The following is a 12,867-nucleotide window of genomic DNA, read 5'->3' as shown; positions in this document are numbered from 1 at the left end:
CATTGCGGCCGGGTGCGCCCGCGATCTGCAGATGGCCGACGTGGCCCGTGGGCAGGTATTTGCGCAGTTTCATGGCCAGGTCGCCTTCAACGATCTGGCAGTGGTAAAGATCCATCTGCACCTTGACGTTGGGCGCACCCACTTCGCGGATGATTTCATGTGCGTGGTCTTGCCGGTTCAAAAAGAAGCGCGGAATGTCGCGGGTGTTGATAGGCTCGATCAACAGGTCCACACCCACCTTGGCCGCCAGTGGGGCCGCCTCGCGCAGGTTGTTCACATAGGTCGGTTGCACCGCCTCGCGCTCCACCCCGGCGGGCAGTACGCCCGCCATTACGTGGATGCGCGGGCAGCCCAGCGATTGCGCATACTCCAGCGCAATCGCGATACCGGCACGGAACTCCGCTTCATGGCCCGGCAGGCAGGCCGTGCCTTTTTGCGAGCTTGCCCAAGCCTTCTCGATGCTGGCCACATCGACGCCACCGGGCGGTGCGTTGAACAGCACCAGCTGCTGGCCGTGTTGCTGCAGGATGGCTTTGAGCGCCGCGGGTTCCCATGCATAGGGCGAGAGGATTTCCACGGCCGTGAAACCGTCACGAGCGGCTGCGGCAAAGCGTTCGGCCATGGGAAGCTCGGTGTACATCCAGCTAAGGTTGGCGGCGAATTGGGGCATGGGTTTCAGGGGGTGGGTGTGTCGGGGCCTGGCGCAGACTGGCATTCCCAGAATATCCGCGCGGTGCAGTGGCGGCAAATTTCAGGGTCCAGCTTATTGAAGATGGTGGAGATCGCGGTGAACTTGTCGGGGAACTGGTGCTCTGGCCCCAGCACGCTGGTAAAGCCCGTTTTGCGCCACATGCGGATGACTTCAGGCCGCGGCCGGTGGAAGTACAGGTCACCGCCCATGGCGCGGCGCGCGGCGAGCTCGGCCTCCCACAGCTCGGCGCCGGCCAGATCAATGAAGTTCATGCTCTTGCCCATGACAAGCAGGTGTTTTTGCGGCTGAGGCTGGGTGCGCAGCGAATGCAGGATGTCGGCGACGTGCTGTGTCGCGCCAAAGTAGACCTCGCCTTCCATTCGCAGCAATTTGAGCTGCGGGCATTCAGGCAAGGCCTGGGGCGTCGCTTCCGACGACGCTTCGGCCTTCTGTGCGGAAACGACGTCAACCCCCGCATCAACGCTGTTGTCGATCACCACAAACTGCCGGTCCAGCCCGCGGCTGTCAAAACCCATGGTGCGCATCGCAGGCTTTGACGTGCGGTAGAGGAAGGACATCAGCGACAAAATCATGCCCAGCAAGATCGCGATCTCCAGCCGTATGGTGACGGTCGCCACCATGGTGGCCATCGCCACGCCAAAGTCGCTGCGGCTCAAGGTGAACAGCTGGCGCCAGCGTGCGAAGTCCAGCAGCGCGAACGCCACCAGCACCAGCAGCGCCGCCAGCGCGGCCATGGGGATTTGCGCGAGTAGCGGCGCGCTCACCGCCACCAGCGCCAGCAGCAACAAAGCCGAAAATACCGAGGCCAGCGGGGTGCGCGCACCGGCCTCCAGGTTGGGCATGGAGCGGTTCATCGAGCCGCAGGAAACGTAGCTTGAGAAAAACCCGCCGACGATGTTGGACAGGCCCTGGCCGCGGAACTCGCGGTTGGCGTCTACGCGTTGGCCCGAGCGCAGCGCCACCGTCTTGGCGATCGAGATCGCCTGGCCCAGCGCGACGATGGTCAGCGCAAACGCCAGGCCGATAAGGTCGGCGGCCTGCGCCCAGCTGATGCGCGGCACTTCGAACCTCGGCCAGGGTACGGGGATCTGGCCCACAGTACGCAACGAGGCGGAAGGTGCGGCACCGGGATGAAGAAGGCCGCTCCACACCCAGGCCAGCGCAGTGGCCACCGCCAATCCGATCAACATGTACGGCCAGTTGCGGCGCAGGTGGCGCAGCAGCAGCGCGACACCCAGGGTGATGGCCGCAACACCCAGCGCCATGGGCTGGGCGGAAGTGATCTGCGTGAGAACATGTCCAAGAACGGCGGCCGCGCTGTGCTCAGGCGCAGCCGCCAGGCCCAGCAGGTCGGGCAACGCATGCACAGCGATCAGCAGCGCCGCGCCCGAAGTAAAACCAAACAGCACCGCCGGTGAAATGAAGYTGGCCAGCACACCCAGGCGCAACGCGCCAATCAGCCACTGCATGACGCCCACCATCACGGTGACGGCCAGCGCCAGCTGAATGTAAAGCGGGCTGAAGGCCATGGCCAGCGGCGAGAGCATGGCAAACAGGGCCAGCGAGTTGGCGTTGGTGGGGCCCGACATGACATGCCGGCTGGAGCCGAACAGCGCGGCGATGATGCAGGGAATCACCGCGGTGTAAAGGCCRTAGGCCGGCGGCAGGCCGGCCAGCGTTGCGAAGGCAATGCCTTGCGGCAGCACCAGCACTGCGCCCAAAAGACCCGCCATCGCATCGGCCCGCACAGTAGCAGGCGACACCTCGCGCACCCAGTCACCAAAAAGGCGTTCCAGGAGGAGGGTCGATGACCGGGATTCGCTGGGGGCTGAGGGTTCCATCACGAGGGCCTGAGCATACCGCGCCCAGCCCCCGGTCATCCAGAGCGGCGATCAGGTCAGGTCGGACAAACGCAACAGCAAACCGGCAAGCGCCGACAAGCGATCAAATCTGCTCTAGACGACGTTGCACAGCCAAAACCAGTGGCTGGATTGCGGAGTCCGGGAATGGCGCTACGCTGCTGACGTTAATCTCGCAAAGCACATAGTACTCAGAGGCATCGACGAGAGGCTCGCCGAACATGAAATCGCAGTCCCACAAGAAGGGAAGCCGCTCGCGCGCGAGGCCGACGCGTGCACGAAGCAACTCGACCCACTCGGTCTCCAGTCGTTCCTTCAGGTACCGGAATTGCGGCAGGTCCGCGGCGTAGTACAGCCTCGGGCCGGATTGCGGCGCTGGCTGGCCAGGCGCGGCGGGGTAGAGCGCATTCACCGACTGGTGTCCGAACCCCTCGACCCGGTCCTCCACCAAATAGGCCCGAACCATGCCTTCCACCAACCGTGGTTGCCATGCCTGGTCGATCATGTGCCCGCCATTCGCCGGCTCGAAGTACGGAGCCAGTCTTGCCAGCAGCGCCGGGAGCTCCATCAGCTCCTCGTCGCTGCCGCGCTGGGCGTGGCGCACACGCAGGCACGCGGGTGTGCCAATGGGACTCACCAGTTCCACACGCCAGACACCGATACCACTATGCCCCCGGTATTGCTTGAGCACCCGCGGGCCCTTGCGGAGCCGTTCCGGCAATTCTTCCTCAAGCTGTTTGAGGCTTTCGACTCGGCAAACGTCGCTGCCGAACGGGAGATCGCGCGTGTGAAGCAAGACGTCTTTGGTTCCCAGCTTCAGGATGGTCTCGGGGTGCGCGCTGACCACAACCCCCGAGTCGGCAACCCGCCGCAGCATGGCGTCCAGGACGTCCCGTCTTCGTCCGCCCTCGATGGGGTTGCACCATGTCAGCACAAGGCGGCAGTCGCGCACCTGCGCCTCCACTTCCTCGGCGAAGGCATCGTTGTACACGGCCGGGACGGCGCTTACTCCGGCGCTCGCAAACGCCTCGAACAAAGCGGCAAAGCGGCTTTCAGCTGGATCCGCGCGGTCCCGCATGGCGCGATCGCCAGGATAGAGCAATGCGACGGAAGGTCTGGGCATGATCAGCTCCTTGAAGGCTTACGCGTGCAGCAGGCGCCGCGCATTTCCGTTGGCGATCAGCTCCCGGCCGGCTTCGCCTAGGCCACACTGGTCGAACAGGCTGGTGAGCCGGGCCGGCAGATCCGTTTCAGTCACGACCGGCCAATCCGTGCCGGTGACGACATGGTCCTCCCCGACAAGGTCGATGGCCGCACGCAGCATGACCGGATGCGTGCCTGTCGTGTCGATGTAAACATTGCGCCGCGGCGACGCGTGTTTGCCGATCCGCGCGCCATCCGCCAGGCATTCCCCGAGCATCAAACCCCCAAGCGCAAGCGCAGTGACGACGACGTTCAGATGGGGCATCTCTTCGAACATGCCGGCGTGCACCATGGCAAGCAAGGCGGCGCTGTTGATCGCGCCGCGCGAAAGACGTTCGCTGAACTTTCCTGTGTGCCCAAACTTCTGGCGCAGAGCCGCATCCGGCACCGGGTGCAGGAACACGGGAACGTCCAGCTCCGATGCCGCAAGAAAGGTCGCCCTGGCTTCCGGTGCATCGGGCAGCAGATCCCCTTTCGCGCTCTCGATGAACACGCCTTTCAGGCCCAGCTCCTTGACTGCTCGCGTCAATTCGCGGCCTGACTCCTCGCCACGGTAGGCGTCCACGGTGGCAAGTCCGTGCAACACACCGCTGTGGCGGTGCACCACCTCTGCCATCGAATCGTTTATTTTGCGGATGGTGTCAATGTCCGCCTCCTCGCCTGGGGCCAAGACGAACTCGAGGGACGTGTTGATGACTCGACTCGTCACGCCTGCCGTCTGCAGCGACGCAAGCAATGCCGCCTCTTGCGTCAGCCGCCTGCTTACGCCGTCCCAGAATTCCTTCTGGGCTGGTGGACTGCCTCTGGACGCATCGACCGGAATGCCCGCTCCGGCGAAGTGGCAGTGAAAGTCGATCACGTCCATGGATCACGCCTCAGGTTTGCTTTGCCGCGAGCGGCCGGCCCGCGGCTTTCCAGCCGTCAATACCGCCGCTCAGGAACCTGGCATCGACCCCTGCTGCACGCAGGCGCATGGTCGTGGATCGTCCGACCTCGTGCCCGTAAACGCAATAGACCATCACGGGCTTGTCCTTGGGCAGCTGCGCCGACCAGGCGTTCACCTGGGCCGGGTCTCGCCACTGCGCACCGGGAATGAGCGAGTCCGCCTGGTCGAAGACCCCTGCCCGCCGCACATCCAGAACATGGGCACCGGCGAGGTCGTCGGCAGTGGCTGCGAACGGCTCGCTTGAAGCCTCCACCGCGGCCTGGTAGCGCTCGTACACGCGCGTCCAGTTGATGTTCTCCATGAAGGCATCGACATACTGGCCGGCGGCCGCGCCGAAATCCAGGTGGTAGGCGTGCTCGTACATGTCGAGCGCCAGGATGGGGATGCCACCCGCCACCGCGTGCGTGTGGTCCGCGGCCCACTGGTTCACAAGGGTTCCCTCGCGCGGCTGGAATACCAGCAGCACCCAGCCGGATCCGCCGGCCAGGGCCTTGCCCATCGCGACGAACTCCTCGCGCCATCGTTCAACGCTGCCGAAGTTCGATTGCAGCGCGAGCACCGCCGCCGGTGTCAGCGGCTCGCCGGTGGCACCCAGGCAGTCGAAGTACAGCTCGTGCAACAGCATCGAGTTGGTCGCGATGAGTTCTTCCCGCTTGAGACCATTGAGGTCGAAGCCGGCTGTAGTCGCGAAAGGCATCTCCCGCAACCGGCCGCGGATGGCATTCAGCCGCTTGACGGCGCCGCTGTAGTTGTTCTGGTGGTGGCTGCGCAGCAATTTCTCCGAAAGGCCATTCATGCCGGCAGGGTCGAAGGAGAGGTCGTGAATTCGAGCGTCCATGGGTGCACCTTTAAATAATGTTGCTGAGCCGCAGCGCCAGCCCGACGACGCCGGAGACCAACACGACGGGAATGACACTAACTTTGAAGCGAAACAGCGCCACGGCGGCCGCTACTCCGATGACGAATGAAGCCCACTCGAAGCGGCCCGAGAGGCCTTGCGGCCAGAGCACGTGGTAGGCAAAGAACACAGCGAGATTCAAGATCACGCCCACCACCGCGGCTGTGATGCCGGTCAGTGGAGCCGTGAACTTCAGGTTGCCGTGCGTGGACTCGATGAAAGGCCCGCCGAGCAGGATGAAGAAGAACGACGGCAGAAAAGTGAAGAAGGTGACCACCGTCGCCGCGGCAGCACCGGCCAGGAACAGGGACTCGGGGCCGAATATGGCCTTGGTCCAGCCACCGACGAAGCCGACAAACGCGACGACCATGATCAACGGGCCGGGCGTGGTCTCGCCGAGCGCCAGGCCGTCAATCATCTGGGGGCCGGTGAGCCATTGGTAGTTGTCCACTGCGCCCTGGTAGACGTAGGGCAGCACCGCATAGGCACCGCCAAACGTCAGCAGCGCAGCCTTGGTGAAGAACCATGCCATCTGTGTGAGCACCGCGTCCCACCCGTATGCAGCCGTGAGAGCGCCGATGGCGGCTATCCACAGGCCCAGGCAGACGACCAGCACTTGCCTGGCGCGCTTCCAGGTGAAGAACGCGTGGGCGGGTGTGGGCGTGTGGTCATCGATGAGGGCCGGACCGAACTGCTTGGTGGACGCGCCGTGGCCGCCGGTCTTGAACTTGTCGGGTGCGTACTTCCCGCCGAGGTAGCCGATGGCGCCCGCCGCGAGCACGATCAACGGGAACGGTATGTTGAATGCAAAGATGGAGATAAACGCCGCCGCCGCGATGCCCCACAACCAGCCGTTTTTGAGGGCGCGGGAGCCAACCCGGTAGGCGGCATGCACGACCAGTGCGGTGACGGCTGGCTTGATGCCGTAGAACAGGCCCGCGATGGCCGGGACGTGGCCGAAAGCCATGTAGACCCACGACAGTGCAATCAGCAGAAACAGCGACGGCAGGACGAACAGCCCGCCGGCGACAATGCCGCCCCACGTGCGGTGCATCAACCACCCGATGTAGGTCGCGAGTTGCTGCGCCTCCGGGCCGGGCAGCAGCATGCAGTAGTTCAAGGCGTGCAGGAAGCGGTTCTCGGAAATCCAGCGCCGGCGCTCTACGAGCTCCTCGTGCATGATGGCTATTTGCCCTGCGGGCCCGCCGAAGCTGATGAAGCCAAGCTTCAACCAGAAGGAGAACGCTTCCCCGCGAGTGATGGGTTGGGGCCCTGTCTGGTCGACGGTATCAGTGGTCATTTGGCGGCCTTCAGAGCGGCGTGCAGGGTGTCAAAAAATGCGAGCGCCGCCTCAAGCAGCTGGTCGTCGTCCGCGTGCTGCGCTTGCAAACCGCGAACGATCATTTCGATGCCCGGCGCTTCGTCGAGCGGAATGCCCCCGACGTCGATGTAATGCACAAGCTGACCGAGCCGCGCCAGGGCGGGCTTCTCGTCAAGGCCGAAGCTCCTGGCGACGACCTCAAAGGTCACCAGTTCACCCACGTGCGTGAAGGCCGCTCCGTCGAAGTCGTAGCCGAGAGCCTGTTTAGGGCACTTCTTCGGCTCCGCCAGCCAGATGAAGTTCGGGGACTTGTCGATAAAGCGGCGCACCAGCCAGGCTGTGGCCAGGCGGTCTACCCAGGGGCGCTTGCGGGTGGCCCAGGTGCGGCCCTGGTAGTCCTTGATGGAAAGCGCGGGGACAACGGCCCTTGTAGGCGACGGCTCGTCCGGCGAGAGGTGAAGTTCCATCTCACGCCGCAGAGCCGAGACGGCCTCAACACACCCTGCGCTCTCCTTGCCCGGGAAGAAATCGCTTGCCTGGACCTGCTGCAATTGCTGCTCAAGGCTGCGCAGTGTCTTGTGGAGTTCCGCTTCGCTGGCCGCCACTATGCTCTTGCGGGCATCCTTCACGGCCTGCACGAGCTCTGCATAGTGCTCGGAGCGGTCGAACAGGGCGCGGAACGCCTGTTCCTGGGCGTCATCGCGCGCGCGCAATTCGAGCAAGTAGGCGTCAGCTCCAGCGTCGGCAATCGTCTTGGCGAGCTCCCGCAGAGCAAGGGCGGAGGGCGCGGTGGCCGGAAGGACATAGACCCCCTCCCGAAGCGTTCCCGCACCTGTAGCCTTGAGTGCACGCCACACCCGGACCCGCAGGCCACTTGGGGTGGTCGGCAGTGTTGCGGTAAGGATCAGCCAGTCAGTCATGAAGCAATCATCTCATGACGTGATGAACGTTACAAGAGGGCTCGGCAGATTTGTGCTGAAAACGTACTGTTGACAGCTTTCGAACGCGTCGCAACATGCTCCAGCACGACTTGGAGGCGCGGGGGCGCCAGGTCGGAATTCCGGCCGACCCATTCGGAATTGCGGGTTATGTCTGCTTTTTGGCCGAAGCCGCGTTAGCGATCAGACAGCGCCGGCGCTACTCACGCTTGAACTTGAAAACCGCCCGGCTGGCRCGGGCATTCGGCCAAAAGCGGACTTCGCGGCCATCCTGCAAGCCGAAGGAATCCAGGATCTGCAACTGGTTTTGCAGCGCCAGCGCTTCAAAATCCTGCAGTGTGCCGACACGGATGTTGGGCGTGTCATACCACTGGTAAGGCAACACCTTCGTTACCGGCATGCGGCCGCGCGCAACCGCCAGGCGGTTGGGCCAGTGGCCGAAGTTGGGAAACACGACGATGCCGGCGCGGCCTACACGCGCGGTTTCACGCAGCATGGTTTCGGCGTTGTGCAGGTGTTGCAGCGTGTCGATCTGCAGCACCACGTCAAACGAGCGGTCGCCGAACAGCGCCAGGCCCGCTTCCAGGTTGAGCTGGATCACGTTCACGCCGCGCGCCACGCAGGCCTGCACGTTGGCGTCGTTGATCTCGACGCCGTAGCCCGAGCAGCCGCGCTCACGGATCAGGTAGTCCAGCAGCTCGCCGGTGCCGCAGCCCAGGTCAAGCACGCGGGAGCCGTGGGGCACCAGCCGCGCGATGGACAGCAAATCAGCCGAGGGCTGAACATTAAGTTCGACAGGCAGGTTCATACAGCAGCCACCTTGCTCTGGAAATAGGAGCGCACCACGCCCAGGTAGCGGTCATCCTCCAGCAGAAACGCGTCGTGGCCGTGCGGCGCGTCGATCTCGGCATAGCTCACGTCGCGCTGGTTGTCGAGCAGCGCCTTGACGATTTCGCGGCTGCGCGCGGGGGAAAAGCGCCAGTCGGTGGTGAAGCTCACTAGCAGGAACCTGGCTGTCACATGGGCCAGCGCCTGGGTGAGGTTGCCGCCGTACGCTCTGGCCGGGTCGAAGTAGTCGAGCGCCCGCGTGATCAGCAAATAGGTATTGGCGTCGAAGTACTCGCTGAACTTGTCGCCCTGGTAGCGCAGGTAGCTTTCGATTTCAAACTCGATGTCCTGCGTCGTGTATTTATAGGGGGCATCGGCATTCACCGTCTCGGCTACTGCTTGCCGTAACTGACGGCCGAACTTCTCGTTCATTACGTCGTCGCTCAGGTAAGTGATATGGCCGATCATGCGGGCGATGCGCAGGCCGCGTTTCGGCAACACGCCGTGGCGATAGAAGTGGCCGCCGTGAAAATCGGGATCGGTCACGATGGCGCGGCGGGCGACTTCGTTGAAGGCGATGTTCTCGGCGGTGAGGTTGGGCGCGCTGGCCACCACCACGGCGTGGCGCACGCGGTCGGGGTATTGCAGCGTCCAGGCCAGTGCCTGCATGCCGCCCAGGCTGCCGCCCATCACGGCGGCCAGCGTCTGGATGCCCAGGCGATCCAGCAGGCGGGCCTGGGCGCTGACCCAGTCCTGCACCGTGACGACGGGGAAGTCGGCGCCGTAGAGCTCCTGCGTGTCGGGGTTGGGCTGCATGGGCCCGGTAGAGCCGAAGCAGGAGCCCAAATTGTTGACACCAATGACGAAGAAGCGGTCAGTGTCGACCGGCTTGCCGGGGCCGATCATGGTGTCCCACCAGCCTTCGGATTTGGCTATCGGCTGGCCCTGCGCATCGAGGTACACGCCCGCCACATGGTGCGAGGCATTGAGCGCGTGGCAGATCAGCACGGCGTTTGATTTGTCCGCGTTGAGCTCGCCGTAGGTTTCATAGCTCAGGTCGTAGGCGCGTATCGACGCGCCGCTCTGCAGAGGCAAGGCCTCTACAAAGTGCATGCTGAGCGGGGTGGCAATAAGTGTCAAAAAATCACCTGCAGAAACAAAAAACCCGGCATCGCTAAAGCGAGTCCGGGTCGTTGGAGTTCGTCTTTAGCTGTACTTTTTAAGCGCCCGCAAGCTGAGCAAATCGGCGCTAATGAAAGTATACCCCGATGGATGTGGCCCCCACGGTCGTTCGCTTCGCGTAACTCCCTGCCCCCCGAGGGGGCCGCTGCGCCTGAGGCCCGGCAAAGCCGGTTCCTCGGCCCCTGCTGGGTGGGGAGTGCTGTTTGTCTCTTTTATGCTTTCATCAGCAATGCCGCCAGCCCCAGCCCGGCAAAAATGAGCGCCGAGACGATGTGCACCGCACGCAGCGGCACCAGGCGGGTGACGCGCTCGCCCAGCCAGACCACCGGCGCATTGGCCAGCATCATGCCCAGCGTGGTGCCGGCGACCACGCTGACGATGGCGTCGTAGCGCGCGGCCAGCATCACGGTGGCGATCTGTGTCTTGTCGCCCATTTCCGCCAGGAAGAACACCAGCACGGTGGTGAAGAACACGCCGTAACGCGGCGGCTTTTCCTCTTCGTCCGCGTCCAGCTTGTCGGGCACCAGCATCCACGCCGCCATGGCCAGAAACGAGGCGCCCAGGATCCAGCGCAGCATTTGCGGGCCGATCAGTGTGGTGACCCAGGCGCCGGCGGCGCCGGCCAATGYGTGGTTGACCAGGGTCGCGACAAAGATGCCGGCGACGATGGGCCAGGGCTTCTTGAAGCGGGCAGCGAGGATAAGCGCGAGGAGTTGCGTCTTGTCGCCCATTTCGGCGAGGGCGACGATGCCCGTGGAGACGAGGAAAGCTTCCATTCAAAAAGACTCCGGCCGAAAACCCATGACTGCACGGCATCCCCGGCCTGAAGCGGAGGCTGTGCAGTCAAAGGTCTCGCGTGATCCGAAGACCGCTTGCGCCATGTCCGAAAGAACAGGTTCMAAGGACAAGTCTGTTGACGCAAGCCCCTTTCAGGATTGAAAGGCTGGCTACTCCCCAATGACAGCTTTCATTATATCGCCAGGCGTCCAGGCGCTTTCAGGCTGAAATGGTGCACCCAGCTGTTCATTCGCACACTTGAGGCGCATTTCTTGCTTGTATTTGGTGCGGTTATGGGAATTTCTCTGAAATCGCACCAACAAATAGCAATTTCATCTGAAGAGGGACTTATGGAAGCACTAAAACAGGGCTCAGATGCCTTGTTCATCCTGCTGGGCGGCATCATGGTGCTCGCCATGCATGCCGGTTTTGCCTTTCTGGAACTGGGTACGGTTCGCAAAAAGAACCAGGTCAATGCCCTGGTCAAGATCCTGGTGGACTTCTCGGTGTCCACCGTGGTGTATTTTGTGGTGGGCTATGGCGTGGCCTACGGCACCCATTTTTTTGTCGGCGCAGAGCAGCTGGCGGCTAGAAACGGCTATGAGCTGGTCAAGTTCTTCTTCTTGCTGACCTTTGCCGCAGCCATTCCGGCGATTATTTCGGGGGGCATCGCCGAGCGGGCGCGTTTTTACCCGCAGCTCATCGCGACCGCCGTCATCGTCGGTTTTGTCTACCCCTTCTTCGAAGGCATCGTCTGGAACCAGCACTTCGGCGTGCAGGCCTGGATCAAGTCACTGACCGGTGCGGAGTTTCATGATTTCGCGGGCTCCATCGTGGTTCACGCCGTGGGCGGCTGGCTGGCCTTGCCGGCGGTGATTTTGCTGGGCGCGCGCAGCAACCGCTACCGCAAGGACGGCGCCGTGTCGGCGCATCCGCCTTCCAACATTCCCTTCCTGGCGCTGGGCGCCTGGGTCCTCACCGTGGGCTGGTTCGGCTTTAACGTGATGAGCGCACAGACCATCGACAAAATCTCCGGCCTGGTTGCCGTCAACTCCCTGATGGCCATGGTCGGCGGCACGCTCGCCGCACTGGTGTTTGGCAAGAATGACCCGGGGTTTGTGCACAACGGGCCGCTGGCCGGCCTGGTGGCGGTATGCGCAGGCTCAGACCTGATGCATCCGCTGGGCGCGCTGGTGACGGGCGGCATCGCCGGTGGCGTGTTCGTCGTGATGTTCACGCTGACACAGAACAAATGGAAGATTGACGACGTACTGGGCGTCTGGCCACTGCATGGCCTGTGCGGCCTGTGGGGTGGCATCGCTGCCGGCATCTTCGGCAACCAAGCCCTGGGGGGGCTGGGCGGTGTGAGCTTTGGCGCCCAGTTGCTGGGCAGTGCCATGGGTGTGGCCTGGGCACTGTTGGCGGGCTTTGCTGTCTATGGTGTCCTCAAGTCCACGATGGGCCTCCGGCTGAGCCAGGAAGAAGAATTTGAAGGCGCGGATTTGTCCGTCCACCGCATTGGTGCCACGCCCGACCGCGAAGTCAACTGGTAGCGGTGGCATAGAGACCCCATTTTGCTATCTATTTGATAGCTGCTTGCGCATAGCCTTATTGGGCGCGAGCCGGTTTTTCCTTAAATTCCGGCCAGCGGACGTAAATTTCCGCGCGTTCCAGCCCACAAGCGCCAAAGCAGCCGCTAGACTTTCGGCCATGCCTACTTTTGAAGAGCAGCTGGTTGAACACCGCGTCTATCTCCTTCGTTTTGCGCGCCTGCAGCTGCGCAACGATGAATGGGCCGAGGACGCCGTGTCGGAAACGTTGCTGGCGGCTTTGTCCAAGCCGCTGTCTTTCGGCAACCGCTCCCAGCTCAAGACGTGGCTTGTCGGCATTCTCAAGCACAAGGTCATTGACCTGATCCGCAGCAATGCGCGCATGGTGGCCGTGCCGGACGCCCGCGGCGATGAAGAGGGTGACGAGCTCGACCGGCTCTCTTTCCAGGCTGACGGGCATTTCACCGAACCGCCCAACGACTGGGGCAATCCGGACCAGACCCTGCAGCAGGTTCAGTTCTTCCAGGTACTGGACGCATGCATGGAACGCCTGCCGCCTGCACTGGGGCGGCTGTTCCTGATGCGTGAGTGGCTGGAGCTTTCCTCGCAGGAAGTCTGTAAGGAACTCTCACTGACACCGACCAACCTGTATG

12 protein-coding genes and 1 riboswitch are annotated in these 12,867 nt (G+C 63.2%); of the genes, 2 read left to right on the top strand and 10 right to left on the bottom strand.

Going from position 1 to position 12,867, the window contains the following annotated elements; translation table 11 throughout:
* The 10 genes from AC1D1P_RS04720 to AC1D1P_RS04675 all read right to left on the bottom strand — a co-directional run.
* Nucleotides 1-670 (bottom strand): hydroxypyruvate isomerase family protein (locus AC1D1P_RS04720; protein WP_477672234.1); only part of this gene is annotated, 670 nt, incomplete at its 3' end.
* 5 nt (nucleotides 671-675) lie between these two features.
* Nucleotides 676-2,553: a SulP family inorganic anion transporter gene (locus AC1D1P_RS04715; RefSeq protein WP_477672233.1), complete on the bottom strand. Its 1,878-nt coding sequence runs from the start codon at nucleotides 2,551-2,553 to the stop codon at nucleotides 676-678.
* Between the two features lie 103 nt (nucleotides 2,554-2,656).
* Complete coding sequence (locus tag AC1D1P_RS04710; protein WP_477670449.1) at nucleotides 2,657-3,694, bottom strand: Cj0069 family protein; 1,038 nt, start codon at nucleotides 3,692-3,694, stop codon at nucleotides 2,657-2,659.
* 18 nt (nucleotides 3,695-3,712) lie between these two features.
* Nucleotides 3,713-4,639 carry an amidohydrolase family protein gene (locus AC1D1P_RS04705; protein ID WP_477670448.1) on the bottom strand — a complete coding sequence of 309 codons (927 nt, stop codon included), beginning with the start codon at nucleotides 4,637-4,639 and terminating at the stop codon, nucleotides 3,713-3,715.
* A 10-nt stretch (nucleotides 4,640-4,649) separates the two neighbouring features.
* On the bottom strand, nucleotides 4,650-5,558 hold the full coding sequence (locus AC1D1P_RS04700; RefSeq protein WP_477672232.1) for a Fe-Mn family superoxide dismutase: 909 nt from the start codon (nucleotides 5,556-5,558) through the stop codon (nucleotides 4,650-4,652).
* 10 nt (nucleotides 5,559-5,568) lie between these two features.
* Nucleotides 5,569-6,918: a chromate efflux transporter gene (chrA, locus tag AC1D1P_RS04695; RefSeq protein WP_477670446.1), complete on the bottom strand. Its 1,350-nt coding sequence runs from the start codon at nucleotides 6,916-6,918 to the stop codon at nucleotides 5,569-5,571.
* On the bottom strand, nucleotides 6,915-7,859 hold the full coding sequence (locus tag AC1D1P_RS04690; protein WP_477670445.1) for a chromate resistance protein ChrB domain-containing protein: 945 nt from the start codon (nucleotides 7,857-7,859) through the stop codon (nucleotides 6,915-6,917). The genes chrA and AC1D1P_RS04690 overlap by 4 nt, the downstream gene beginning before the upstream one ends.
* 217 nt (nucleotides 7,860-8,076) lie before the next feature.
* Nucleotides 8,077-8,685 carry a methionine biosynthesis protein MetW gene (gene metW / locus AC1D1P_RS04685; RefSeq protein ID WP_477672231.1) on the bottom strand — a complete coding sequence of 203 codons (609 nt, stop codon included), beginning with the start codon at nucleotides 8,683-8,685 and terminating at the stop codon, nucleotides 8,077-8,079.
* Nucleotides 8,682-9,845 (bottom strand): homoserine O-succinyltransferase MetX, encoded by a 1,164-nt coding sequence (gene metX, locus AC1D1P_RS04680; protein ID WP_477672230.1) that lies wholly within the window; start codon nucleotides 9,843-9,845, stop codon nucleotides 8,682-8,684. Before metX ends, metW begins: the two co-directional genes overlap by 4 nt.
* A gap of 254 nt (nucleotides 9,846-10,099) precedes the next feature.
* Nucleotides 10,100-10,663 carry a TMEM165/GDT1 family protein gene (locus AC1D1P_RS04675; RefSeq protein ID WP_477672229.1) on the bottom strand — a complete coding sequence of 188 codons (564 nt, stop codon included), beginning with the start codon at nucleotides 10,661-10,663 and terminating at the stop codon, nucleotides 10,100-10,102.
* A gap of 5 nt (nucleotides 10,664-10,668) precedes the next feature.
* A riboswitch (yybP-ykoY riboswitch) is annotated at nucleotides 10,669-10,855 on the bottom strand.
* Between the two features lie 159 nt (nucleotides 10,856-11,014).
* Here AC1D1P_RS04675 and AC1D1P_RS04670 point away from each other — a divergent pair.
* Both AC1D1P_RS04670 and AC1D1P_RS04665 read left to right on the top strand, forming a co-directional pair.
* Nucleotides 11,015-12,217: an ammonium transporter gene (locus AC1D1P_RS04670; protein WP_477672228.1), complete on the top strand. Its 1,203-nt coding sequence runs from the start codon at nucleotides 11,015-11,017 to the stop codon at nucleotides 12,215-12,217.
* A 157-nt stretch (nucleotides 12,218-12,374) separates the two neighbouring features.
* Nucleotides 12,375-12,867 (top strand): sigma-70 family RNA polymerase sigma factor (locus AC1D1P_RS04665; RefSeq protein WP_477672227.1); only part of this gene is annotated, 493 nt, incomplete at its 3' end.

The organism is Polaromonas sp. P1_E1_2, assembly GCF_056406035.1.
Note: the sequence above shows the minus strand (reverse complement) of the source record. Positions and strands in the feature narration are given on the sequence as shown.